Annotated in this window: 20 protein-coding genes; 12 read left to right on the top strand and 8 right to left on the bottom strand. The window is 34.0% G+C overall.

Annotation, left to right across the window (positions count from 1 at the left end; translation table 11 throughout):
* The first annotated feature begins 2 nt into the window (after positions 1 to 2).
* The 7 genes from pcaB to ACM55H_RS11915 all read left to right on the top strand — a co-directional run bounded on the left by pcaB (position 3) and on the right by ACM55H_RS11915 (position 9333).
* Positions 3 to 1313, top strand: coding sequence for a 3-carboxy-cis,cis-muconate cycloisomerase (pcaB, locus tag ACM55H_RS11950; protein WP_416836699.1), 1311 nt, complete (start codon positions 3 to 5; stop codon positions 1311 to 1313).
* Positions 1314 to 1319: 6 nt separating this feature from the next.
* Positions 1320 to 2444, top strand: coding sequence for a bifunctional 3-oxoadipate enol-lactonase/4-carboxymuconolactone decarboxylase PcaDC (gene pcaDC / locus ACM55H_RS11945; RefSeq protein ID WP_465245465.1), 1125 nt, complete (start codon positions 1320 to 1322; stop codon positions 2442 to 2444).
* A 20-nt stretch (positions 2445 to 2464) separates the two neighbouring features.
* Positions 2465 to 3655, top strand: a complete 1191-nt coding sequence (locus ACM55H_RS11935; RefSeq protein WP_416836698.1) for a 4-hydroxybenzoate 3-monooxygenase — start codon at positions 2465 to 2467, stop codon at positions 3653 to 3655.
* 55 nt (positions 3656 to 3710) lie between these two features.
* Positions 3711 to 5057 (top strand): 3-oxoacid CoA-transferase, encoded by a 1347-nt coding sequence (locus tag ACM55H_RS11930; RefSeq protein WP_416836697.1) that lies wholly within the window; start codon positions 3711 to 3713, stop codon positions 5055 to 5057.
* 6 nt (positions 5058 to 5063) lie between these two features.
* Entirely contained in the window at positions 5064 to 6281 is a 1218-nt protein-coding gene (pcaF, locus tag ACM55H_RS11925) for a 3-oxoadipyl-CoA thiolase (protein ID WP_416836696.1), read from the top strand.
* A gap of 58 nt (positions 6282 to 6339) precedes the next feature.
* Entirely contained in the window at positions 6340 to 8634 is a 2295-nt protein-coding gene (locus tag ACM55H_RS11920) for an NADP-dependent malic enzyme (RefSeq protein ID WP_416836695.1), read from the top strand.
* A gap of 147 nt (positions 8635 to 8781) precedes the next feature.
* Positions 8782 to 9333 (top strand): 1-acyl-sn-glycerol-3-phosphate acyltransferase, encoded by a 552-nt coding sequence (locus ACM55H_RS11915; protein ID WP_416836694.1) that lies wholly within the window; start codon positions 8782 to 8784, stop codon positions 9331 to 9333.
* A gap of 59 nt (positions 9334 to 9392) precedes the next feature.
* Here the strand turns inward: ACM55H_RS11915 and ACM55H_RS11910 are convergent, their stop codons facing one another.
* Positions 9393 to 9869, bottom strand: a complete 477-nt coding sequence (locus tag ACM55H_RS11910) for a helix-turn-helix domain-containing protein (protein ID WP_416836693.1) — start codon at positions 9867 to 9869, stop codon at positions 9393 to 9395.
* Between the two features lie 311 nt (positions 9870 to 10180).
* Between ACM55H_RS11910 and ACM55H_RS11905 the strand changes: the two genes are divergently transcribed.
* The 4 genes from ACM55H_RS11905 to ACM55H_RS11890 all read left to right on the top strand — a co-directional run bounded on the left by ACM55H_RS11905 (position 10181) and on the right by ACM55H_RS11890 (position 15101).
* Positions 10181 to 11335: a M14 family metallopeptidase gene (locus ACM55H_RS11905; RefSeq protein ID WP_416836692.1), complete on the top strand. Its 1155-nt coding sequence runs from the start codon at positions 10181 to 10183 to the stop codon at positions 11333 to 11335.
* Positions 11336 to 11412: 77 nt separating this feature from the next.
* On the top strand, positions 11413 to 11892 hold the full coding sequence (locus ACM55H_RS11900; protein WP_035672404.1) for an Lrp/AsnC family transcriptional regulator: 480 nt from the start codon (positions 11413 to 11415) through the stop codon (positions 11890 to 11892).
* A 96-nt stretch (positions 11893 to 11988) separates the two neighbouring features.
* The gene (locus ACM55H_RS11895; protein ID WP_416836691.1) at positions 11989 to 14574 is read left to right on the top strand and encodes a phosphoenolpyruvate carboxylase; all 2586 of its coding nucleotides are present in this window, start codon (positions 11989 to 11991) and stop codon (positions 14572 to 14574) included.
* Positions 14575 to 14585: 11 nt separating this feature from the next.
* Positions 14586 to 15101 carry a DinB family protein gene (locus tag ACM55H_RS11890; RefSeq protein ID WP_416836690.1) on the top strand — a complete coding sequence of 172 codons (516 nt, stop codon included), beginning with the start codon at positions 14586 to 14588 and terminating at the stop codon, positions 15099 to 15101.
* On the opposite strand, the gene ACM55H_RS11885 is transcribed toward ACM55H_RS11890, so the two are convergent.
* From ACM55H_RS11885 to aroB, 6 genes are all read right to left on the bottom strand, one after another.
* Positions 15096 to 15578: a DNA-deoxyinosine glycosylase gene (locus tag ACM55H_RS11885; protein ID WP_416836689.1), complete on the bottom strand. Its 483-nt coding sequence runs from the start codon at positions 15576 to 15578 to the stop codon at positions 15096 to 15098. The two genes, ACM55H_RS11890 and ACM55H_RS11885, sit on opposite strands and share 6 nt — an antisense overlap.
* An 8-nt stretch (positions 15579 to 15586) precedes the next feature.
* Complete coding sequence (gene recQ, locus ACM55H_RS11880) at positions 15587 to 17698, bottom strand: DNA helicase RecQ (RefSeq protein WP_416836688.1); 2112 nt, start codon at positions 17696 to 17698, stop codon at positions 15587 to 15589.
* A gap of 82 nt (positions 17699 to 17780) precedes the next feature.
* Complete coding sequence (locus ACM55H_RS11875; protein ID WP_039108055.1) at positions 17781 to 18191, bottom strand: hypothetical protein; 411 nt, start codon at positions 18189 to 18191, stop codon at positions 17781 to 17783.
* 9 nt (positions 18192 to 18200) lie between these two features.
* Positions 18201 to 19172 (bottom strand): deoxyhypusine synthase family protein, encoded by a 972-nt coding sequence (locus tag ACM55H_RS11870; RefSeq protein WP_035672419.1) that lies wholly within the window; start codon positions 19170 to 19172, stop codon positions 18201 to 18203.
* Positions 19173 to 19264: 92 nt separating this feature from the next.
* Positions 19265 to 20665: a type III PLP-dependent enzyme domain-containing protein gene (locus ACM55H_RS11865; protein ID WP_039108056.1), complete on the bottom strand. Its 1401-nt coding sequence runs from the start codon at positions 20663 to 20665 to the stop codon at positions 19265 to 19267.
* A 290-nt stretch (positions 20666 to 20955) separates the two neighbouring features.
* Complete coding sequence (gene aroB / locus ACM55H_RS11860; protein ID WP_416836687.1) at positions 20956 to 22023, bottom strand: 3-dehydroquinate synthase; 1068 nt, start codon at positions 22021 to 22023, stop codon at positions 20956 to 20958.
* A gap of 92 nt (positions 22024 to 22115) precedes the next feature.
* Here aroB and ACM55H_RS11855 point away from each other — a divergent pair, with 92 nt between their 5' ends.
* Positions 22116 to 23285 (top strand): proline dehydrogenase family protein, encoded by a 1170-nt coding sequence (locus tag ACM55H_RS11855; RefSeq protein ID WP_416836686.1) that lies wholly within the window; start codon positions 22116 to 22118, stop codon positions 23283 to 23285.
* A 96-nt stretch (positions 23286 to 23381) separates the two neighbouring features.
* On the opposite strand, the gene ACM55H_RS11850 is transcribed toward ACM55H_RS11855, so the two are convergent.
* Positions 23382 to 25169, bottom strand: a complete 1788-nt coding sequence (locus tag ACM55H_RS11850; protein WP_416836685.1) for an ABC transporter ATP-binding protein — start codon at positions 25167 to 25169, stop codon at positions 23382 to 23384.
* Positions 25170 to 25350 lie beyond the last annotated feature (181 nt).

The raw sequence follows: 25350 nt of genomic DNA, 5'->3' as shown, positions 1-25350 counted from the left end.
TTATGAGCTTATACACCCAATTATTTTATTCGAAAGAAGTAGATGCGATGTTTTCAGATTCTGAAGTTATCGCAAAAATGCTGCATGTGGAAGTGGCTTTGGCGAAAGCCCAAGCGAATAAAGGGTTGTTTTCTCAAGCTATTGCCGAAACAATTGAAGCGAGTTGTGTTACTTCTAAAATTGATATTGAAAAACTTAAAATTGATATAGCACTTGGTGGAAATGCTGCGATTCCTTTGGTAAAACAATTGACACAAATTGTAAAAAATAAAGATAGTGATGCGGCCAAGTTTATTCATTTGGGAGCAACTAGCCAAGATATTGTAGACACCGCAATGGTTTTGCAAATCCAAGAATTTATAATTTGGTTGGATAATAAAATCAATCTTTTAGAAGAACAATTAATTGTATTAACCCTCAAGCATCGCCAAACGATTATAATAGGCCGCACGCTTTTGCAACAGGCAAAACCGACGACTTTTGGATTCAAAACAGCGGGTTGGTTAACCGCTATTACAAGAAGCAAACAACGTCTGCAAGAAATTCAGAAACGGGTTTTGGTGGTGCAATTAGGCGGAGCAGTAGGGAATGGGAATGAAAATATTTCAACACAAATTCAAGAAGAATTTGCCTGTTTATTAGGTTTAGCACCTTCTTTTTCTTGGCATTCACACCGAGATAATTTTGCTGAAATGGCAAGTGTTTTGGGAATATTAAGTGGAAGTTTAGGAAAAATAGCCAAGGATATTTCGTTGTTAATGCAAACCGAAGTCGGAGAAGTTTTTGAAGGTGCAGCTGATGGAAAAGGCGGGTCAAGCACGATGCCCCACAAACGAAATCCTGTGACTTGTGTAGCGATATTGGCGAATACAAATCGCTTGCCACATTTGGTTGCTGCTATACTTTCGGCAATGTCGCAAGAACACGAACGTTCGGCTGGCTTATGGCATTCCGAATGGGAAGTATTGACAGAAATTATGCAATTAACCGCAGGTTCTGTTGAAAAAAGTATTGCTTTAATCGAAGGATTGGAAGTCAATGAAAATCGAATGTTAGCCAATCTTGAATTGACGAAAGGTTTGATTTATGCTGAAAATTTAGCTTTGGCATTAGCTCAAAAAATAGGCAAGTCTGCTGCGCATGAATGGATAGAAAATGCTTGTAAAAAAGCCATTCAGGAAAAGAAACATTTAAAAGAAGTGGTTCTCGAAATGAATATTGAAGTAGCTGATGTTGATTCTTTATTCGACCCGAAAAATGCAATTGGGTTAAGTCTGGAATTAATTGATCAAGTTGTAAAGAAATACCAATAAACGGAGATGAAAACAAATTATAAAATAACGGGAACGCCAAACAGCCCGGTTTTGGTTTTTTCTAATTCCTTGGGTGCCGATATGGGAATGTGGGATGAATTGGTTTCTTTCTTATTGCCTTATTTTCGAGTGTTGCAATACGATACTCGCGGGCATGGTGTAAGTGAAGTTACTGAAAGTCCGTATACAATTGATATATTGGGAAATGACGTTGTTGACTTATTAAATGAGTTGAAGATAGAAAAGGCTTATTTCTGTGGTCTTTCGATGGGTGGATTAATTGGACAATGGCTCGGGATTCATCATCCCAACAGAATTATAAAACTGATTATAAGCAATACCGATGCTAAAATCGGAGCCGCTTCAACTTGGAACGACAGAATCAATATCATCACCAAAGAGGGAATGCAAGCTATTGTTGACGGGACTATGGAGCGTTGGTTTACTGATGGTTTCAGAGAAAAAAATCCAAAAAGAATTGCCGAAATTAAAGCTGTTTTTCTTAAAAATAATGCGCTCGGATACACCAATAGTTGTGCTGCGGTAAGAGATGCTGATTTTAGAGACCATTTATATAAAATTACCGCTGAGACCTTAGTTATTACTGGAGATGAAGATGTTGTTACCACTGTAGCACAAGCGGAAGTATTGGTAAAAAATATTCCAAATACAAGTCTAAAAGTCCTTCCTGCGCGTCATTTATCAAGCACGGAACTTCCAAAAGAGTATGCTGAAATACTTATCGATTTTATTGTGGGTGAAAGCACTTTCGAAAAAGGAATGCATGTACGGCGCACCGTTTTGGGAGATACTCATGTCGATAAAGCGAATGAAAACATAAATGAATTTAATGGGGAATTCCAAAATTTTATCTCCAATTATGCTTGGGGTGAAATTTGGACTCGGCCAGGATTATCAAAACACAATCGAAGTCTGATAACCATTGCCATGCTAATTGCCTTAAACCGAAAAGCAGAATTGCAAATGCATATTAAAGCGGCTTTCAATAATGGAGTTTCCAAGGATGAAATCAAAGAAGTGATCATGCAATCCGCTTTGTATTGCGGTTTGCCGGCAGCCAATGAAGCGATCCATACTGCAGAAGACGTATTTAGAGAAAATAAAAAATAGACCAAAAGATACTTTAAAAAATGAAAAATATTAAAACTCAGGTTGGCATCATCGGTGCTGGCCCGGCTGGACTTACGCTTGCAATTTGGCTCAAAAAAAACGGAATTGAAGCCGTAATCATTGAACGTCAAAGTCGTGCCTATATTGAATCTCGTGTGAGAGCAGGATTGTTGGAACAAAATACAGTAGACATTTTTAAGGATTTAGGTGTAGCAGACCGTCTTGTGGATGAAGGATTAGAACATCATGGTGTTTATTTAAGTTTTAATGGAAAACGGGTAAGAGTACCTTTTGACGAACTTACCGGTGGTCGAAAAATCACTATTTATGGTCAGCAAGAAGTCGTAAAAGATCTTACTGAGGCTTGGCTTTCTTCTGGTGGAAAAATATATTTTGAAGCACAGGCAGAAAAAATTGAAGATTTCGAAACCAATAATCCAAAAATTTACTTTCAGCACGAAGGCGAACAAGGCGTAATTGACTGTGATTTTGCTATGGCTTGTGACGGATTTCATGGCTTGGGCAGAAAAACATTGCCTAAAGAAAGCTATACTGAATTTACGCACACTTATCCGTTTAGTTGGTTAGGAATTCTTGCTCACGTAGCTCCATCGTCCGAAGAACTGATTTATGCGTACCATGAAAATGGTTTTGCACTTTCTAGTCTTCGTTCTGAAGAAGTGAGCCGTTTGTACCTTCAGGTTGATAATGATGATACGTTGGAAAACTGGAGTGACGAACGCATTTGGGAAGAATTGGCAATTCGTTTGGGAACTGAAGGATGGGAATTGAAATCGGGACCTATTTTCGAAAAAAGCATAACACCCATGCGCGGTTACATGATTGATAATTTGCAATATGGAAGATTATTTTTGGCGGGAGATTCGGCTCATATAGTCCCGCCAACAGGAGGAAAAGGACTTAATTTAGCTGTTGCTGATGTGAAACATTTAGTGGATGGATTGGTTGATTTTTATAAAAATAATTCAATGGAAGCATTGGATGGGTATACTAAAACAGCTTTAAAACGCATTTGGCGTGCGCAGGATTTTTCGAATTTTATGACCGCTCTTTTCCATAAACAAGAAGAACACGGATCTTTTCAGTACAGTATGCAACAAGCTAAATTTGATTATATAGCAATTTCTAAAGCGTATGCTACGACCATTGCAGAGAATTATGTAGGATTGCCTTTTGAAGCTTTTGAATAAAATTTTTGAATTCAAAATCGCATTCTATTTATAAAATTATTTTACAAAAAAAGAAATGAAACAAGTCCCTATTATAGATTTACACACGGCTGCCAAAATGGTAAAAGAAGGAGATACATTGCTCCAAGGTGGTTTTGGAATGACAGGAAACCCTGTTCATCTGATGCATGCACTGGCTGAAATTGGCACAAAAAACTTAATTTTTATTGGTAATAATACTGGTGAAGCCGGTCTTGGAGGTGGGCGTTTATTGCGAAATGGGCAACTCAAAAAGATGATTGGTTCTTTTTTTACGTCCAATCCTGATGCTGTAAAAGCAGCGCAAACGGGGCAGGTGGAATACGAACTTTTGCCTCAAGGAACGCTTGCCGAAGCGATTCGGGCGGGTGGCGCAGGAATAGGAGGTTTTTATACGCCAACATCCGCCGGAACATTAATCGCCGAGGGTAGAGAAACCAAAATAATTGATGATGTTGAACAGGTTTTTATCAAAGGAATTCGTGGGAATGTAGCTTTTATCAGGGCTTGGAGAGCTGATACTGCCGGGAATTTACAGTACCGAATGACCGAAAATAACTTTAACAAAGCCATGGCAACTGCCGCTGATTTGGTTATTGCCGAAGTCGAAGAAATTGTTCCCGTAGGTGAAATTGCGCCGGAATTTGTTCATACACAAGGTTGTTTTGTAGATTATTTGGTCGAAGCCAAAATTACACTTGAAGATCTAGGAAGTTCAGCTTCTGTTTCGACTTCTAAAAAAGTGGATGAAAGCCGAATGAATATGGCGAAACGGGCGCTTGTAGAATTGAAAAAAGGTGATGTGGTAAATTTAGGAATCGGAATTCCAACATTAGTTGCTGATTTGATAACTGATGCTCATGGTATTATCCTGCATACCGAAAACGGAATGCTAGGAGTAGGCCCAGTTCCAACTGACGGCGGAGGCGCTATGGATTATCCAGTAAATGCAGGAAAAATTCCCGTTACGGCACTCAAAGGAAGCAGCTATTTTGATAGTGCCGATTCCTTTGCAATGATTCGTGGTGGGCATGTGGATACTGCAATTATGGGCGGTTTAGAAGTAGACGAATTTGCAAATCTTGCCAATTGGGCCGTTCCTGGAAAACCTTTATTGGGAGTGGGTGGCGCAATGGATTTGGCCAAAGGAGCCAAACGATTAATCATCACCATGACGCATTCGAATCCTGACGGTTCTTCTAAGATTGTTCCAAAATGTATTTTACCTTTAACGGCATCGGATGTGGTGGATTTAGTGATAACTGATTTGGCAGTTTTTTCTTTTGAAGAAGGGAAACTGACCTTAATCGAAATTATGCCGGGCAGTTCTTTGGAAGAAGTACGTGCTAAAACGACTGCGAAATTTATTGAAAAATTAAATTAGAAAATTATGAATCAATCGTATATCATAGATGCCATTCGAACACCGATAGGTAGTTTTGGAGGAAGTTTATCCACTGTAAGAGCGGATGATTTGGCGGCATTAACCATCCAAGAACTAGTGAAAAGAAACCCGAATATTCCTGTTGAAATGATTGACGAGGTGATTTTGGGAAACCATAATCAGGCAGGGGAAGACAATAGAAATGTGGCTCGAATGGCTACTTTATTGGCTGGATTGCCTTTTACGGTTCCCGCCCAAACGGTCAATCGCCTTTGTGCTTCGGGGATGTCAGCGGTTATTGATGCTTCACGCAGTATTCAGGTGGGCGATGCTGATATCATGATTGCCGGCGGAATGGAACACATGACGCGTAGTCCTTGGGTGATTTCCAAGACTTCGAAGCCTTTTGGGAATGATGCAAAGATGTTTGATTCCAGTTTTGGATGGCGTTTTGTAAATCCTAAGATGGACGCGATGTACGGCACGGATGCGATGGGAATTACGGCGGAAAATTTAGTCGAAATGTACAGCATAAGCAGAGAGGACCAGGATTTATTTGCCTATAATTCACAACAAAAAGCATTTGCTGCACAACAAAACGGACGATTTGATGAAGAAATAATTGCAGTAGAATTAGCAGATAAAAAAGGAATAGTTACTTCGTTTTCTAAAGATGAATTTATAAAAGGAAACACTTCTCTCGAAAAACTGGCGACTTTAAAGGCGGCTTTCAAGAAAGATTTAGGAAGTGTAACTGCGGGTAATGCAGCGGGTCTTAATGATGGGTCTGCTGCGTTATTTTTAGCTTCTGAAAAAGCCATAAAACAATACAATCTGAAACCATTAGCCAGAATTGTATCTTCGGCAATAGTAGGTGTAGAACCTAGAATAATGGGAATTGGACCTGTAGGCGCTACCCAAAAAGCACTTCAAAAAGCAGGTTTGAGATTGGATGATATTGCTATTATAGAATTGAATGAGGCTTTTGCAGCCCAAGCTTTGGCTTGTACCAGAGCATTAGGATTAGCGGATAATGATGTAAGAGTCAATCCAAACGGCGGAGCAATTTCGCTTGGACATCCGTTAGGAATGTCAGGAACTCGTTTGATTCAAACTGCCGCAATCGAACTTCAAAAACAAAATAAAAGATATGCGCTTTGCACCATGTGTATTGGTGTTGGAATGGGGTATGCCGTGATTATCGAAAATGTGAATGTAAAATAGTTATTAAAAAAAATAGCTTATTTAATTTTAAAGAATGCACTACTAAATAATACCAACTATGAGTAACGAAAAATTAAGAAGTGAAGCTTTGGCTTACCATGCCAAACCACAACCCGGAAAGATAAAAATTGTACCTACAAAACCGTATGCTACCCAACGAGATTTGGGATTAGCGTATTCTCCAGGGGTTGCTGAACCTTGCTTAGAGATACATAAAAACAAGGATGATGTTTATAAATATACTGCAAAAGGAAATCTTGTTGCGGTAATTACCAATGGAACAGCCGTTCTGGGATTAGGGGATATTGGACCTGAAGCTTCAAAGCCGGTAATGGAAGGTAAGTGCTTGTTGTTTAAGATTTTTGCTGATATTGATAGTATTGATATTGAATTGGATACTAAAGATATTGACAAGTTCATTGAAACGGTAAAAATTATGGCTCCTACTTTTGGAGGAATCAATTTGGAAGACATCAAAGCGCCGGAAGCTTTTGAAATCGAAAGACGATTAAAAGAAGAATTGGATATTCCCGTAATGCACGATGACCAACACGGAACGGCTATTATATCGGCTGCAGCCTTATTGAACGCATTGGAATTAACCAAGAAAAAAATAGAAGAAGTCCGCATTGTAATTAGCGGTGCTGGTGCAGCTGCAGTTTCTTGTACCAAATTATACAAAGCTTTTGGAGCCAGTGCCAAGAATATCGTAATGCTTGATAGCAAAGGAGTTATTCGAAGTGACAGAGGAAATTTATCTGCCGAAAAACTGGAATTTGCAACGGACAGAAAAATTGATACGCTGGAAGAAGCGATGGTTGATGCCGATGTTTTTATAGGACTTTCGGTTGCTGATGTGGTAAATCCAGCGATGTTACTTGCTATGGCAAAAGACCCTATTGTTTTTGCAATGGCGAATCCGGATCCTGAAATTGCGTATGATTTGGCAGTTAGCACCCGAAAAGATATTATTATGGCAACCGGTCGTTCGGATCATCCAAATCAGGTGAATAATGTGTTGGGATTTCCATTTATTTTTAGAGGGGCACTGGATGTAAGGGCGACTAAAATAAATGAAGAAATGAAAATGGCAGCTGTTAAAGCTTTGGCCGATTTGACCAGAGAAGCTGTTCCGGAGCAGGTGAATATTGCTTATGGAGAAACCCGTCTTACTTTTGGAAGGGATTATATTATTCCAAAACCATTTGACCCCAGATTGATTTCGTCAATTCCTCCCGCTGTTGCCAAAGCAGCTATGGAAAGTGGTGTTGCCAAAATGCCTATTGCCGATTGGAACAAGTATAGAGAAGAATTGTTGCAGCGTTCAGGGAATGATAATAAAGTGGTGCGAATGCTGCACAGCCGAGCCAGAATGAATGCTAAGAAAATAGTTTTTGCCGAAGCTGACCATTTAGATGTGTTGAAAGCAGCTCAAATTGTTTCTGATGAAGGAATTGCAATCCCAATATTATTGGGGAATAGAGAAACCATACTAGAATTAAAAAAGGAAATCGAATTTGATGCCGATGTGCTAATAATTGATACAAATGCTGAAGAATCGTATGAAGTGAGAAATCAATATGCCACTAAATTTTGGGACAACCGAAAAAGAAGTGGTGTGACGCTTTACGGTGCTCAAATAAAAATGAGGTCCCGCAATTATTTTGGTGCGATGATGGTACTTGAAGGAGACGCAGACGGAATGATATCAGGTTATTCCAGAGCATATCCTACGGTGGTTAAACCAATATTTGAAGTTATAGGAAAGGCTTCGAATGTGAAAAAAGTGGCAACCGTAAACATTTTGACAACTGAAAGAGGTCCTATGTTTTTAGCAGATACTGCAATAAATATTGACCCTACTGCAGAAGAATTGGCTGATATTGCTCAAATGACAGCCAATGTAGCGACCACATTTGGTTTTGATCCTGTTATGGCAATGTTATCCTATTCTAATTTTGGATCTTCGGTACATCCTCATGCTACTAAAGTGAGAGAAGCTGTTGGAATTTTACATTCTAAAAAACCGGACTTAGTTGTGGATGGAGACATACAATCTGATTTTGCTTTGAATACTGACTTGTTGCAAAGTAAATTCCCCTTTTCTAAATTGGCTGGGAAAAAAGTAAACACCTTAATTTTTCCTAATTTAGAGTCGGCAAATATTACGTATAAATTGATGAAAGAACTTAATAAGTCGGATTCTATCGGTCCAATAATTATGGGGCTTAGTAAATCAGTTCATATTCTACAATTAGGAGCAAGCGTAAATGAAATCGTTAATATGACTGCTGTAGCGGTGATTGATGTACAGGAAAGAGAGAAAAGAAAGAAAGCAAAACTGAATGGTTAAAGAATAGATTTTTAGAGACTATTCGTTAGTTTGATAAAATGATAATGATTAAACCTCAAGAATTTCTTGAGGTTTTTTTTAGAATTTTATGTCATTTAAATTATAAATAGATATTAATTATTTATTTTGTGCAAAAGATAAGGAGTGATGAAGAAACAATTTTATAAATGGATATTTTTCAAGCTTATGGGTTGGAAAATAGTTGGAACGATTGATGCAGATATAAAAAAATGTGTAATGATGGTTATGCCGCATACTAGTGCGCATGATTTTTATTTGGGTATTTTCACCAGAGGAATAACCGGCTTAGAAATGAATTGGGTTGGGAAAAAAGAATTGTTTCGTTTTCCTTTCGGGTTTTATTTTAGATACATGGGAGGGGAACCATTGGATAGAACAGGTGGATTGAATAAAGTAGATTCTATTGCAGCTATTTTTCAAAGAAAAGAAATTTTTAGACTTGCTGTTGCTCCCGAAGGAACCCGTAAAAAAGTAAGCGAACTAAAAACAGGATTTTATTACATTGCACTAAAAGCAAATGTTCCCATAATTCCTGTTGCTTTTGATTTTGGTAAAAAAGAAGTCAATTTAGGAAATCTATTAATTCCTTCAGGAAATTTAGAAGCTGATATGCTTATTTTAAAAAAGCATTATTTAGGAGTTGAAGGTAAAATTCCTGAAAAAGGGTTTGAGGAATAAATTAAATTTCTTTTATTTTAAAAAATAATAAGATCATTTATTATAAATCGTTCTGAAAATTAATCTGGAACATAACTTTTAAATGTTCCATTTTTATAAAAAATTACAATTTTATCAATTTCGCTCGAAAAAAGTTCTTTTGCTATATTTTGACTTTCCATTTTTTTTGTATCCAAAGAGTTTATTGGATTCGTGTCTTTTATTTCTGAGAATAAATTTTCAGGAATAATTTCGTTGTTTAATGGAGTAGGGATATTTTGCTTTATAACTTCTTCAAATACATTTTCTTTGGTATCGATTTGTGCGGTGTTTTTTGGAAACGTTCCTTTTCCATTCAAAATCCAATACAAATCAACATCAGGAAAAACGTCTAAAATTTTAAGGATAAAATCCAGACTTGGTTTGTTTCTTCCCGAAAGAAGGTGAGACAAACTCGAACGTTGAACGCCAATTTTATCTGCAAAAGAAGAAGCATTCAGACCGTAATAATCCAGTATAATTTCTAGTCTTTTTATAAAATCGTCTATGTTTACCATTGTAAATTTTGATTAACAATAATCTATTTACAAATGTAACTAAATTAAATGAAATTGCCAAAATTACAAGTGTAAATAGTATTTATTTAGGTATTTTTATTAATGTTTTAATATAAATAAAAGTATTTAATTTATTGATAAATAATAACTTATTATGTAATACTATTTAAAATAACATTTGTCAATTATGAAGGGTTTCCTTTAGAGTAACTAACATGAAAAACTGTTTACATCATTGAAATGATTTGAATTTTACCTGTTTACAAATGTAAATACAAAGATGTTTACTTTTGTAAATCAAATAATATAGTATGAATTTAGAACAATTATTCAATCAATATAAAGAAGAATCTATCCACGGCCGTTATATAACTTTAGATTCAATTGAACCTTTATTACAAAAATTAAATACCAATAATCAACTGAAAATTATTGGAAAATCAGTTCTTGGAAAGTCTATTTATTCCTATCAAATTGGGGAAGGTAAAATTAGAATTTTTCTTTGGTCTCAAATGCATGGAAATGAAAGTACAACTACAAAAGCATTATTTGACTTTTTAAATGTATTAAATAGCGGGTCGGATTTGGCAAAACAATTGCTTAATACCTTTACTTTTTGCAGTATTCCGATGTTGAATCCTGACGGAGCAACTTTATATACGCGTGAAAATGCTAATAAAATAGACTTAAACAGGGATTCCCAAGACCTTTCTCAACCTGAAAGCAAGATATTGCGACAAACTTTTGAAACTTTTAAGCCGAATTATTGCTTTAATCTCCATGATCAGCGAACTATATTTGGAGTTAGTGATACTGGTAAACCAGCGACATTGTCATTTTTAGCACCTTCTTATAACGAAGAGCGAGAAATTAATGATTCGAGATTGAAGGCGATTAATTTAATTGCTGCTATAAACGATGTGTTGCAACAGTATTTGCCGAATCAAATAGGGCGTTTTGATGATTCTTTTAATATAAATTGCATAGGAGATACTTTTCAGTATTTAGGTGTGCCAACTTTGTTGTTTGAAGCAGGACATTTTGCAAATGATTATGAGAGAGAAGTTACTAGGAAATTTGTTTTCATGGCGCTAATTTCGAGTTTTACGTCACTTTGCGAAAACGTTATAGTTAGCAATGGAATTAATAAATATTTGAATATTCCTCAAAATAAAGTCGTTTTTTATGATTTTATGTATAAAAACATCAGAATAAATTATGATGGTATCGAAAAAATCACCAATTTTGCATCACAATACAAAGAAGAGTTGTTTGAAAATCAGATTTATTTTAACGCCTATATTTCACAAATTGGCGAATTAGAAAATCATTTCGGTCATTATGAGTATGATGCTAAAGGAGCGCTATATAAAGATGACTATGATAATTTTCCGAAATTAAATCAAAAAGCTGATTTTTGCTTAGATAATAACGTAAAATTTGTTAACGGAATGATAAAAATATAATATTTATATCGTTTTATTAATTTTTATGTATATTTTTATACTTTGTAATAGCAATTATTAATATTAATTAAAGAAATATGAGTAAGTTTCGTTTAGATGAAGTAGATCACCAGATATTAGATATGTTGATTGACAATACAAGAGTTCCGTTTACAGATATCGCAAAAAAATTGTTGATTTCTGCAGGAACAGTGCATGTTAGAGTAAAAAAAATGGAAGATGCCGGAATTATAATGGGATCTTCATTAGTTCTTGATTATGATAAATTAGGATATTCTTTTATTGCATATGTAGGTGTATTTCTTAATAATACTTCTCAAACAAAATTTGTTTTAGAGCGTATTAATGAAATTCCTTACGTAACTGTTGCGTCTGTAACAACGGGAAAATTTAATATTTTCTGTAAAATTAGAGCTAAAGACACGAAACATGCTAAAGATGTTATCTTTATGATTGATGATATAGAAGGAGTCTACAGAACTGAAACTATGATTTCTCTTGAAGAAAGTATAAATGATAAGAAGCGCTTGATGCATACTATTTTCAAAAATATGTAATTAATCTTGAACGCTATATTTTAAAATATAACCTCAAGTTTGTTCTTGGGGTTTTTTTATGATAAATTGACTAACTAAACCAACTACAACTAAATTATGTACACGCTGCCTAAAATAGAACGTTTCAATCAAGACGTTCTTTCCAAATATCACATTTATAATAGTGTTTTTATTACATTACCTTTTGATTCCATAGACAATACGGGGGTTTTACTTCCTTTGTTTACAGATGTTTGTGATACTGGTTTTAAGAAGCAAGAAACTCCTAAAGAAATTGTCGATTTTTTTGCTAAAAGATACTTGCATAGCGCCTCAGAAACAGAGAAAATTGATTTGATGTTTCGTTTTATTCAATACATTGAAAGACAGATTGTTTTGTTTGATGCTATTGAAGATGCTGCTTTTCCTGTAGTTAATAATATCGAAGGAAGAGGTTCTTTAAGAGATATTAAAGAAAAATCAGAAGCGAAAGAGAAGGAAGAAGAGTTGATAGATTTCTTGGAGAATTTTAATGTAAGAACTGTTTTAACAGCTCATCCTACGCAATTTTATCCTGGTGCCGTACTTGGTATTATTAATGATTTAACGGATGCTATTCGTCAAAATAATTTACTTGATATCAAACAATTGTTAGCTCAATTAGGGAAAACTCCTTTTATTCAAAATGAAAAACCGAATCCTTTTGATGAAGCGGTAAGTTTGATTTGGTATCTTGAAAATGTGTTTTATAAAACTTCGGGAGATATGGTTCATTATCTTCAAAAGAATATTTTTAATGGAAATTCAATTAAGAACCCATTAATTAAACTTGGATTTTGGCCAGGCGGAGATCGTGACGGAAATCCATTTGTAACAACAGGAATTACTTTGAAGGTTGCAGAACGTTTGAGGACTTCTATCTTAAAATGTTATTACGTTGAAATGAGAAATTTAAAACGTAAGTTAACTTTCTCAGGTGTAGATATTTTAGTTTCTGAACTTGAACACAAGCTTTATCGTTCGGTTTTTTATTCAACAGGAGATATTTTTATCACTTTGGAAGAATTTAAGTCTCAGTTAAAAAAAATAAAGCAAATAATTATTGACCAACACCAATCATTATATCTTGATGAGTTAGATTCATTGTTAATTAAAGTGAATTTATTTGGTTTTCATTTTGCGTCTTTAGATATTCGTCAAAATAGTAAAATTCATGATGCTGTTTTTAATGATGTTGTTGAGTTTTATTTGAATTCAAATCCAGCTGTTTTTCCTGAGAATTATTTTGAATTGTCAGAAGAAGAGAAATTTACAGTTCTATCTAATACTAAAGGAGATTTAGATCCAAATGTTTTCAATAATGAAATGACTAAATCAACTATTGAGTCAATTCAGGCTATAAAAAAAATTCAAGAGAAGAATGGTGAATTTGGTGCAAATCGTTATATCATAAGTAATAACGAAAGTGCGCTTAATGTAATGGAGACTTTTGCATTATTCCGTTTGAGCAATTGGGAAAACCCATCGGTTGATATTATTCCGCTTTTTGAATCAGTTGATGATTTACAAAATGCACATGCTATCATGGAGAAACTATATACCAATCCAGCTTATGCTAAACATTTGGCAAATAGAAATAACAAGCAAACGATAATGCTTGGTTTTTCTGACGGTACAAAAGATGGTGGTTATTTAATGGCAAATTGGAGTATTTATAAGGCCAAAGAAGAGCTTACTGAAATCTCCAGAAAATATGGCATAAAAGCTATTTTCTTTGATGGTCGTGGTGGTCCGCCAGCTCGTGGTGGAGGAAAAACACATAAATTCTATGCTTCGTTAGGTCCAAATATTGAAAATAATGAGATTCAAGTAACGGTACAAGGACAAACGATAAGTTCTAATTTTGGAACTTTAGATTCTTGTCGTTATAATTTGGAGAATTTATTGAGTGCGGGTGTAACGAATCAAGTTTTTAGCAAAGGTCAGAATGAATTATCAACTAACGAAAAAGATATTTTAGATCAATTGGCAGAATTAGGATATGAAAAATACTTAAGTTTCAAGAATCATCCTAAATTCATTCCATATTTGGAACAGATGAGTACTTTGAAATATTATGCTAAAACTAATATTGGAAGCCGTCCGTCAAAAAGAAGTAAATCAGAAAGTTTGGATTTTGCCGACTTGAGAGCAATTCCTTTTGTAGGTTCTTGGAGTCAATTGAAGCAAAATGTTCCTGGATTTTTCGGAGTAGGGTCAGCATTGAAGCATTTTGAAGACACGGATCAATGGAATAAAGTTCAAGATTTATATGACAACTCTTTGTTCTTTAAAACTTTGTTGGAAAACAGCATGATGTCATTGGCTAAATCATTTTTCCCATTAACAGCATACATGAAAAAAGACCCTGAATTTGGTGCTTTTTGGCAAATAATCTATGATGAATTTTTGGAAACAAAACGTTTGCTTTTGAAAATTGCGGGTCATAAAGAATTAATGGAGAATTATCCTGATGGTAAAGCATCTATACAAATAAGAGAGCGTATTGTATTGCCATTGTTGACAATACAGCAATATGCTTTATTGAGAATTAATGAAATTAATAAAGAGAAAAATCCAGATGTAGACTTGATTAAAGTGTATGAGAAAATTGTAACACGTTCTCTTTTTGGGAATACAAATGCAAGTAGAAATTCAGCTTAATTGAAAAAATAATGAAAACAGATCAATTGCCTGTTAGTGAATATTCTGAATTTAACGCAACTTATATTAGAGCTGCGGGAAATGTTGATATGATTGAAGAATTGGAAATTTGTCTTCACGATTTTATTCGTTTTGTACAAAATATTCCAATGGATAAATTTGATTACAGATACGCCGAAGGGAAGTGGACTATCAAAGATATTATTCAACACATCATTGATACGGAACGTATTTTTGCTTATCGTGCGTTGCGAATTTCCAGAAATGACAAAACACCATTGCCTGGTTTTGAAGAAAATGATTATGTAGACAACACGAATGCTAATGATAGAAATATTCAGGACTTATTAGCAGAATTATCGGCGGTTAGGCATTCAAATCTGTTTCTTTTTAAAAGTTTTTCAGAAGAACAATTAAAAAGAATTGGAATTGCTTCTAATACGTCTATTTCAGTTCGTGCAATAGGTTTTATTCTTATTGGTCATCAAAAACACCATCAAAAAGTTTTTCAAGAAAGATATTTATAGGGTATCGAAGCAAGTTGACCAGATTTTTAACTTGTTTTCAAAAGACATTGTATTAGCAGGACTAGTTGAAGGCATCACATAATACGTGATGCCTTTCATTTGTCCGAATTTTTTCAGAAAGTATTTATGACTTTCTTTACCATTAAAGATGATTTTAGTGATTGCTGGAAATTCTTTAAACAACGATTCAAAATCATTTTCTTTTTGATTTTTAATATGAATATCTAAACTTCCTTTTCTTTCGCAATTTTCCAATACATCCCACAATCCAATTTTATTTTTTTGCAATAACTGAATCTTTTCTTCAAAAATTTCTGATACAGGTAAATTACCCAGCTGTGTGTACATTATTTTCCAAAAATGATTTCTTTTGTGCGCATAATATTCCTGTTTTTCCAGAGAAGCTATGCCAGGCATGGTTCCCAAAATCAAAATTTCAGTTTGAGAATTTACAAATGGAGGAAATGAATTTATCATACTAATTTTTAAAATACAGCATTTTCTTTTTCTAGTATAGCTAATGCCAATCGTATTTTTTCGTAATCTATTTTTTCTTCAAAATAATCAAAATAAGGTTTCAAGGTATTTGGCGATTCTAGTTTTATTTGAGCTTCAGTAATTTGAGATACTTCTTCTTTAGATATAAACGGATTTAAATCTATAGCTGCTCCGTCAACATACAATTTAGCTAAATGGGACATGATGGTATTTAATCCTAATTTTCGCTTTTGAGAAATTTCTTCAACAGATAATCCGTTTTGGTATAATTCTAATGTTTCTTTATAGGTTGTGGCTTCTTTCTTTTTTTTAACAACTTTAGATTTTTGAAAATCAATTATAGCTTTTATAAAGGCGTCACCATATTTTTCCAGTTTAGCTTTCCCAACGCCATCAATGGCTAATAATTCCTGATCACTCATGGGTCTTTCAGTTTCCATTTGGCGCAAAGCCGCATCACTAAAAATTACATATGCAGGAACAGATTCTTCTTTTGAAATTTCATAACGTAGTTTTCGTAACGTATCAAATAATGAATTAGCAGTAGATTTGCTTTTTACTTCTTTGACTTCTTGTTTGTCGATGTTGATTTTCTGAACAGTAGTTAGTTGTACTTTCTCTCCTTCAAACAATACTTTTTTTGCAAATGCAGTCAGTCTAATTTTGTTTTGCTGATGAAAAGCAATTTCGCAATAGCCTAAATTGATAAGTTGAATTAAATATTGATTCCAATCAAACCAGGAAAGATCAGTGCCAACACCATATGTTTTAAGATTTTGATATTCTTTTTCGTAAATATAGGCATTTTTAGATCCTCGTAAAAAGTCAATAATAACGGGTAATGGTTCCGTTTCCTGCAAACGAATAATCGCCGATAATGCTTTTTGGGCAATTACCGTTCCGTCAAAAAAGGAAGGCGGGTTTTTACAAATATCACAATTTCCACAGTTCTCCGTAACCAATTCTCCAAAATACGAAAGCAATATTTTTCTGCGACAGCTTAAGGCATCTGCATATTGTTTCATTCTTTCGAGTTTCGCCAGTTGTACTTCGGCATTCAAACCTTGGGAAGCAAATTTTTGTAATTGAATTACATCACCGTAGCTTTCAAACAATACTGTTTCTGAAGGTAATCCATCACGACCTGCACGACCAATTTCTTGATAATAACCTTCTATATTTTTAGGTAAATTATAATGAATTACCCAACGTACATTTGATTTGTCAATTCCCATTCCAAAAGCTATTGTAGCACAAACCACTTGACAATCATCATTGATGAACTCGTCTTGGGTTTTGGAACGAATTTTATTGTCTAAACCGGCGTGATATGCTTTTGCATTTATTCCGATTTTTTGTAATTTTTCAGCAAGTTCTTCTGTTGTTTTTCGGCTTAAGCAATATACTATTCCTGATTCATTTGGCTTTTCTTGGATAAAATCGATAATCTGTTTTACTCGGTCTAAAGCTGGCCGAACTTCTAAACTCAGATTTTTTCTGTCAAAAGAAGCTACGAATATTTTAGGATTTATTAAATTTAATTGTTCGCTAATATCCTTACGGGTAGCTTTATCAGCAGTTGCAGTTAAAGCTAAGATTGGGGTAGAAGGGAAGCGGTTTTTTAGATACCCTAAGTTAGTGTAAGCGGGACGAAAATCATGTCCCCAAGCCGAAATACAATGGGCTTCGTCAATAGCAATAAGACTTATGGTTAAACTATTGAAAATGTTATCAAGATAAGAAAGGCTTTCTGGTGCAATGTAAACTAACTTTATAACGTTCGATTTTAAGCTTTCAATATAAAATTGACGTTCGTCTTCCGTTTGGCTACTGTTTATAAAACAGGCTTCAATGCCATTCGCTTTCAAACTATCGACTTGATCTTTCATCAAAGCAATTAGTGGCGAAATCACGATTGTTATTCCGGGTAAAATTAAAGCCGGTAATTGAAAACAAATTGATTTTCCACCGCCGGTTGGCATAATAGCCAAAGTGTCCTGACCAGAAAGGACGCCGTTTATTATGTCTTCCTGATTGGGTCTGAATTTTTCAAAACCAAAGTTTTCCTTGAGTTTGGCATGTAAGATTTGTTGATTCATTTTGGCGTATATTTTGTATTCTAAATTAACAAAAAAAGGAACTCGTCGTGAGTTCCTTTTTTATTTTTATCGAAAAATTGAATTAATCTTCATCGTCATCGTCATCTTCGTCTGATGAATCTTTTTCCTCTGCATCATCGTCATCGTCGTCACCATCATCTCCACTATCTTTGTCAGGCTTATCAAGATTTTCATCCTCATCGTCATCGTCAACAGAATCATCATCATCAAGTTCAAGTCCGCTGATTGGTTCGATAACGTCATCTATTTCATCATCCTCATCATAATTTTCAATTCTGTCTGCCAATTTGGTACTGACTTTTACTAAATAAATGGTGTCTTCAGTCCGCACTTCAACGGCTTCTATTAATTCATTTTTAGCATTTCTAAAACGGATAATGTTTGAATCATCATATCCTTCAGGAAATTTTTCTACCAAAAGGTTTAAAATTTCATTTGTAAGTTTTGCGTAATCAACTATTACTCTTTTCATAAAGTTATTCTATAAATCTAATAAATAAGCGAAAATTAAAGGTGCCACAATTGTAGCATCGGACTCAATAATAAACTTAGGAGTTTTTATATCTAATTTACCCCAAGTAATTTTTTCATTCGGTACCGCTCCAGAATACGAACCATAACTGGTTGTTGAATCTGAAATCTGACAAAAATAGCTCCAAAAAGGAATATCATGCATTTCCATATCTTGGTACAACATTGGTACTACACATATTGGAAAATCTCCTGCAATACCTCCACCAATTTGGAAAAAACCTACACCATTAGTACTGTTTTTTGGATACCAATCAGACAAGAAAACCATGTATTCTATACCGGATTTCATTGTTGATGCTTTCAATTCCCCTTTAATTACATAAGAGGCAAATATGTTTCCCATTGTACTATCTTCCCAACCTGGTACAATAATAGGTAAATTTTTCTCAGCAGCTGCATACATCCAGCTGTCTTTTAAGTCAATTTCATAATATTCTTCTAGAACACCAGAAAGCAACATTTTATACATAAATTCATGTGGAAAATATCTTTCACCTTTATCATCAGCATCTTTCCAGATTTTATAAATATGCTTTTGCAAACGACGGAATGCTTCGTGTTCAGGAATGCAAGTATCTGTAACTCGGTTTAAACCTCTTTCTAATAAATCCCACTCATCTTGAGGAGTTAGGTCTCTATAATTCGGTACTCTTTCATAATGAGAATGAGCTACTAAATTCATAATGTCTTCTTCAAGATTTGCTCCTGTACAAGAAATAATCTGAACTTTATCCTGACGAATTATTTCTGCAAAAATCTTTCCAATCTCTGCGGTACTCATAGCACCAGCCATGCTCACCATCATTTTTGCACCGTTGGCTAATTGTTGTTCGTATGCCTTAGCTGCGTCAACTAAAGATGCAGAGTTGAAATGCAAGTAATGCTTCTCGATAAACTGACTGATCGGTCCTTTGCTCATTTTTTTAAATTTAAAGATTTAAAAATCGAAACATTGAATTTGTATTTCAAATTTAACGAATTTTTAAATTGACTAATTGTATAATTAAGAATTTATTTTTTGTCGTAACCTAATATTTTTAAAACATCATCGGAGGTTTGTTGTTCTGAGAAAACCTCAGTTGCCAAAATTCCATTTTCATCTCTATCTATTAGTATGTGTTTGGGTTGAGGAATTAAGCAGTGGTGTAAACCACCATATCCACCTATAGTTTCCTGATAAGCTCCAGTATTGAAAAATCCAATATATAATGGTTTTTCTTTGTTATATTTTGGTAAATAGATGGCATTCATGTTTTGCTCTGAATTGTAATAATCATCACTATCACAGGTCATCCCGCCTAATAAAACCCTTTCGTAAGTATCATTCCAGCGATTTATTGCTAACATGATAAAACGCTTGTTAATAGCCCATGTATCCGGCAAAGTTGTGATAAAAGAGGAATCAATCATATTCCATTTTTCTCTGTCATTTTGTTGTTTTTGATACAAGATCTGGTAAATTGCGCCACCACTTTCGCCAACAGTAAATGAACCAAATTCTGTAAAGATATTTGGAACATCAACTTCTGCTTCATCACAAGCTATTTTTATTTGATTGATAATCTCATCAATCATGTATTGGTAATCGTACTCAAATGTCAATGAATTCTTGATCGGAAAACCGCCACCAATATTTAATCCATCTAGGGTAGGGCATTCTTTTTTAAGGGCGACATATACTTTGATACATTTTACTAATTCATTCCAATAATAGGCATTATCATTTATACCCGTATTAATAAAAAAGTGTAACATTTTAAGTTCCAGACTTTTATTCTCTTTTATCTCTTTTTTATAAAAAGGAACAATATTTTTGTATCCAATTCCTAATCTTGAAGTATAAAACTCAAATTTAGGTTCTTCTTCAGCTGCAATACGGATTCCAATTTTGAATTTTCCTTTTATTTGAGCTTGAAGTAAATCCAGTTCTTCATAATTATCAATAATTGGAATTGCATTTTTATGACCGTTATTTACCAATCTTGCAATGTTCTCAATATATTGATCTCTTTTGAAACCATTACAAATTACATAAGTACTTTTGTTGATTTTTCCATTTTCCAATAAATTTTCAACAATATTGATGTCAAAGGCAGAGGATGTTTCAATATGGATATTATTTTTGAAAGCTTCATTCATTATAAATTCAAAATGAGAACTTTTTGTGCAATAGCAATAGTAATATTTAGCCTCATATTTATTTTTTTCCATTGATTTACGAAACCAGCTTTTGGCTTTGTTGATGTTATTGGAAATTTGAGGTAAATAGGTGAATTTTAATGGTGTACCATATTTTTCTACGAGTTTCATCAAGTCTATATTGTGAAACTGAAGATTGTCTTTGTTTAATGTAAATTCTTCTTGTGGAAAGTAATAGGTTTGATTTATTAAATCAGAATATTTTGTATTCATTTGTTTTTCAGTATTTTAGATTAAATATATGTAAAAAATAATTAATCTAAAATTCAAACTCTGATATTTGCATAAATTATTTGAAGCTTTTCGTGGTCTGATTTCAAATATTGAAAAACATCAAAACTAAAGTTCCCTTTGATAGAATAAAAACGTTTCAATATTCTTAAAAAAGACATATTGTTTCGGTTTTTCTTAGAACTATAATTTCTCTTGTTTTGACTTTTTTTCATCGCAGCAAATGTAAAAAATATTATATACGTAATGCAATCCTTTTTATAAAAAATAAATTAAGATTTATAATCCAAAAATGCTTTAAGAATTAATTCATTTTCAACTGATTGATTGATTTTTATGTTTCCGATGCCTTCGATTAATGCAAACTGGATATTACCATATTCATTTTTTTTGTCGTGAATAAGCAATTCTAAAATAGGTTCGATATCATTTTCTTCAAAAACAATGTCGTCGTATATACTCTTAATACTCGATTTTATTTGGAAATATTCCTCTTGATTGATCAAGTTTTTATTCCATGAAATATAACTTTCCAATATCATTCCAACAGCAATTGCTTCACCATGTAACAAAGTAGTTTTGTTTTCATTCTCCAGAAAATAGCTTTCAATGGCATGACCTAATGTATGACCAAAATTTAACGCTTTTCGGATGTTTTTCTCAGTTGGATCTTGTTTTACAATTTCATTTTTTATTTCGACAGAACGATAAATTAATTCGTCAAAATCAGCAAAATCGATAGCTTTCAAATCTAGAAATTGCTCCCAATATTCTTTGTCATATATCAAACCGTGTTTCAGCATTTCGGCAAGACCGGAACGCATTTCATTTTGCGGCGATGTATTAAGGTATTGGGTATCAATAAGAACCATTTTAGGAACATTGATAACTCCAATTTGGTTTTTTAAATTTCCTAAGTCAACACCATTTTTTCCACCAACAGAAGCATCAACCATGGATAATAAAGTAGTAGGGATATGAATAAAATCAACTCCTCTCTTGAATGTTGAAGCCACAAAACCACCTAAATCAGTAACAACACCGCCACCTAAATTAATCACTAGGCTTTTTCTGTCAGCACCAAGTTCAGTTAATACATTCCAAATTTGGACACAAGTTTCTATATTTTTATTGTGTTCTCCTGCTTCAAACTCAATAATTTCAATAGTAAGATCAGTTTCTAAAAAGGGTAGAAATTTTGGTAAACAAAATTCATTTGTATTGTCGTCTACAATAATAAATAGGTTAGAATACTTGTTCTCTTTTAAATGAAGGTTTAATGCTTCATATCCTTTTTCGTTGAAATGAATCGGATAACTGTTGGCTTGAATTGATTGCATCTTTATTGATTAATTGAAAGGGCAAAATAAGGTAATTTTTGGGGAATAATATTCAAAACTCTATCTATATTTGTACAAAAATATCACAAAAAATGGAAAAAATATTCAATAATACACAAGTTGCGTTTGCATTAAAAAGCGATACCGAACTCGATAGAGCTTATTTTCTTTTCAAAATGATTGATAATCAGCCTTTAGTTCGAATTGGAACGGCCGTTACTAATTTTGCCCTTAAAGCAAATCTTCCAGTTGAAGGTTTGATTCGTGCTACCGTTTTTGACCATTTTTGTGGCGGAGTAAATGAGGTTGATTGCCTTTCTGTAGTTGATAAAATGTTTACTAAAGGAGTTTCATCGGTATTGGATTATTCTGTGGAAGGAAAAGAGGAAGAAGATCAGTTTGATGCAGCATTGGAAATGACTTTAAAAACGATTGAATTTGCCAAAGAGCGTAAAGCAATTCCTTTTGCTGTTTTTAAACCAACAGGGTTTGGACGTTTTGAATTGTATGAAAAATTAGGAGAAAAACAAACCTTAACGACCGAAGAAAAAGCAGAATGGAATATAGTAGTGGAACGTTTTGATTTGGTTTGTAAAGATGCCCATTCTAAAAACGTAGCACTTCTTATTGATGGTGAAGAAAGTTGGATGCAAGATGCCGCCGATGACTTAGTTACTGATATGATGCGCAAATACAATAAAGAGAAGCCAATTGTTTTCAATACGCTGCAAATGTATCGTTGGGATCGTTTGGATTATTTGAAAAAATTACATGAACAAGCTAAAAAAGAAGGCTTCTTCATAGGAATGAAATTGGTTCGTGGTGCCTATATGGAAAAAGAAATTGCGCGTGCTGAAGAGAAAAGCTATCCGTCACCAATATGTGCTTCAAAAGAGGCTACAGATGAAAATTATGATGCGGCTGTGCTTTACATGATTGAACATTTAGATACGATGTCTATTTTTGCAGGAACCCATAATGAGGAAAGCACTTATACTTTAATGGAATTGATGCAAGAGAAAGGAATTAAATCAAACGATGACAGAATTTGGTTTGGTCAATTGTACGGAATGAGTGATAATATCAGTTACAATTTAGCCGCTAATGGTTATAATGTTGCTAAATACCTCCCTTTTGGTCCCGTAAAAGATGTGATGCCGTATTTGATTCGTCGTGCTGAAGAAAACACTTCGGTAGCAGGACAAACCAGTCGGGAATTATCAATGATAAAAGCGGAACGCAACAGAAGAAAAGGGAAATAGGAATTAATGTTCAGTTTCTAGCATTCAGTTAAATCCATAAAAAACTCCATTCAGCTTATTGAATGGAGTTTTTTTATGTCAAATGATTAATGAAATTTAAGAATTGCTAAACTGCAAATTACTTAAGTTTTTATACATTCCATTTTCTAAAGCAATCAGTTCCTGGTGTGTTCCTTGCTCTGTAATTTTTCCATTATCAAGAACTAAAATTTGATCTGCGCTGCGAATAGTCGAAAGACGGTGCGCAATGATAATACTTGTTCTTCCTTCCATTAAAATTTCTAATGCTTCCTGAACTAGTTTTTCACTTTCACTATCTAATGAAGATGTGGCTTCGTCCAAAATTAAAATACTTGGATTTTTCAGCAATGCTCTCGCAATGGCAATACGTTGTCTTTGTCCACCAGAAAGTTTAATTCCTCTTTCCCCTACAATAGTTTCAAATTTTTCTGGGAAACTTTCAATGAAATTTAAAGCATTGGCTTGTTTTGCTGCCAAAAGAATTTCTTCCTCAGTAGCATCCGGTTTTCCGTAGGCAATATTTTCTTTGATGGTACCACCAAATAAAATCACATCTTGGGGCACAATACTCATATTTCCTCGAAGATTTTCTAAATCATAATCGTAAATATTTTTTCCGTCAACCAATATTTCCCCGCTATCAATATTATAGAAACGCAACAATAATGAAGCTATAGTCGATTTACCGGTTCCACTTGGACCTACAATCGCTATTTTTTGGCCATAATTAGCAGTGAAACTGACATCTTTCAATACTTTTATTTCTTTTCTCGAATGATAACTGAAAGCTACATTCTTGAAAGTAACATTTCCTTTTATTTTATGTGCAGCGGATGCATTTTGGATTGAATTAATTTTTTCAGGAGTTTCATCCAATAATTCAAAAACACGTTCGGTTGCACCAATTGCTTTTTGGATTTGTGCATAAAGTTCTGCGATTCCTCCAAAAGAAGCACCTACAAAAGTGGAGTACAATACAAAAGAAATCAGTTGTCCTACGCTCATTTCGCCACTAATACTCAAACGAACACCAAACCAAACTACGGCTACAATGGCTCCAAAAAGGCAGAAAATAATGAATGAAGCAAAGTAACCTCGGTATTTTCCTCCTTTGATGGCTATTTTAACGACTTCTTTTATCTTGCCATTATAACGAGCAATCTCGTACCATTCATTGGCGAAAGCCTTAACAATAGTAATTCCTTGCATGGTTTCTTCAACAATAACCTGACTTTCGGCAACTTTATCTTGAACGTTTTTTGAATATTTTCTGATAAATCGTCCAAAAATAACCGCAGCAACAGCCACGAGCGGAACAACGGACAACATCAACAACGTTAATTTGATACTTTCATTCGCCAATAGAAGAACACCACCAATAATTAAAATGAATTGTCTTAAGAATTCGGCTATAGTGGAAGTTAAGGTATCTTGTATTTGGGTTATATCAGAGCTGATTCTACTGTTCAATTCGCCCACACGCTTTTGTGAAAAGAATGACATAGGCAACTTTACCAAATTGCTATACAATGCTAGTCTAAGATTGGCTAACGTATGTTCCGTAAAATTCACAAATAAAGATAATCTGAAAAAGGAAAAAATAGATTGGAAAAATAAAATAACAACTAATCCCATGGCAATATAATTAGCCTGTGCATTATCTTTATTTTTCACACAATCGATAAGCATTCCCATTAATTTAGGGAAAGCTAGTGCAGTTGCACCTGTTAGCAGTAAAAAAACTAAACCTACATAAAATTTCCAACGATGATTTCCTGCGTATTGAAATATTAGAGTTGCTTTAGTAAGTGAACTTGTGGTAATTTTTGATTTTGGTAAATCATTTTCTTTAAACCTTGCCATTATTTATAATTTATGTCACAAATGTAAGACTATAACAACTCAATACAAAAAAATAGTATGGTTTCATCCTGTATTTAAAGTGCTATTAGAGAGTGTAAAAGAGAATTATTGTTATTTTTTATTTTATTTTTTTAATATTTCGCTTGTAAATACGATTTCTAGGTGTATATTTGCACTCGCA

The organism is Flavobacterium cryoconiti, from assembly GCF_048158645.1.
GTDB classification, from domain to species: Bacteria; Bacteroidota; Bacteroidia; order Flavobacteriales; family Flavobacteriaceae; genus Flavobacterium; species Flavobacterium cryoconiti.
The sequence above is the reverse complement of the archived record's forward strand: the minus strand, read 5'-3'. Positions and strand labels throughout refer to the sequence as shown.

Bases quoted from the DNA above. Each gene is read 5' to 3' on its own strand.
- ACM55H_RS11910 (WP_416836693.1), bottom strand. From the start codon at position 9,869: ATGGTAAACATAGACGATTTTATAAAAAGACTAGAAATTATACTGGAT.
- aroB (WP_416836687.1), bottom strand. From the start codon at position 22,023: ATGCAATCAATTCAAGCCAACAGTTATCCGATTCATTTCAACGAAAAA.
- ACM55H_RS11855 (WP_416836686.1), top strand. From the start codon at position 22,116: ATGGAAAAAATATTCAATAATACACAAGTTGCGTTTGCATTAAAAAGC.
- ACM55H_RS11870 (WP_035672419.1), bottom strand. From the start codon at position 19,172: ATGAGCAAAGGACCGATCAGTCAGTTTATCGAGAAGCATTACTTGCAT.
- ACM55H_RS11935 (WP_416836698.1), top strand. From the start codon at position 2,465: ATGAAAAATATTAAAACTCAGGTTGGCATCATCGGTGCTGGCCCGGCT.
- ACM55H_RS11890 (WP_416836690.1), top strand. From the start codon at position 14,586: ATGAAAACAGATCAATTGCCTGTTAGTGAATATTCTGAATTTAACGCA.
- ACM55H_RS11900 (WP_035672404.1), top strand. From the start codon at position 11,413: ATGAGTAAGTTTCGTTTAGATGAAGTAGATCACCAGATATTAGATATG.
- ACM55H_RS11895 (WP_416836691.1), top strand. From the start codon at position 11,989: ATGTACACGCTGCCTAAAATAGAACGTTTCAATCAAGACGTTCTTTCC.
- ACM55H_RS11920 (WP_416836695.1), top strand. From the start codon at position 6,340: ATGAGTAACGAAAAATTAAGAAGTGAAGCTTTGGCTTACCATGCCAAA.
- ACM55H_RS11875 (WP_039108055.1), bottom strand. From the start codon at position 18,191: ATGAAAAGAGTAATAGTTGATTACGCAAAACTTACAAATGAAATTTTA.
- ACM55H_RS11915 (WP_416836694.1), top strand. From the start codon at position 8,782: ATGAAGAAACAATTTTATAAATGGATATTTTTCAAGCTTATGGGTTGG.
- ACM55H_RS11850 (WP_416836685.1), bottom strand. From the start codon at position 25,169: ATGGCAAGGTTTAAAGAAAATGATTTACCAAAATCAAAAATTACCACA.
- pcaB (WP_416836699.1), top strand. From the start codon at position 3: ATGAGCTTATACACCCAATTATTTTATTCGAAAGAAGTAGATGCGATG.
- pcaDC (WP_465245465.1), top strand. From the start codon at position 1,320: ATGAAAACAAATTATAAAATAACGGGAACGCCAAACAGCCCGGTTTTG.
- pcaF (WP_416836696.1), top strand. From the start codon at position 5,064: ATGAATCAATCGTATATCATAGATGCCATTCGAACACCGATAGGTAGT.
- ACM55H_RS11865 (WP_039108056.1), bottom strand. From the start codon at position 20,665: ATGAATACAAAATATTCTGATTTAATAAATCAAACCTATTACTTTCCA.
- ACM55H_RS11885 (WP_416836689.1), bottom strand. From the start codon at position 15,578: ATGATAAATTCATTTCCTCCATTTGTAAATTCTCAAACTGAAATTTTG.
- ACM55H_RS11905 (WP_416836692.1), top strand. From the start codon at position 10,181: ATGAATTTAGAACAATTATTCAATCAATATAAAGAAGAATCTATCCAC.
- ACM55H_RS11930 (WP_416836697.1), top strand. From the start codon at position 3,711: ATGAAACAAGTCCCTATTATAGATTTACACACGGCTGCCAAAATGGTA.
- recQ (WP_416836688.1), bottom strand. From the start codon at position 17,698: ATGAATCAACAAATCTTACATGCCAAACTCAAGGAAAACTTTGGTTTT.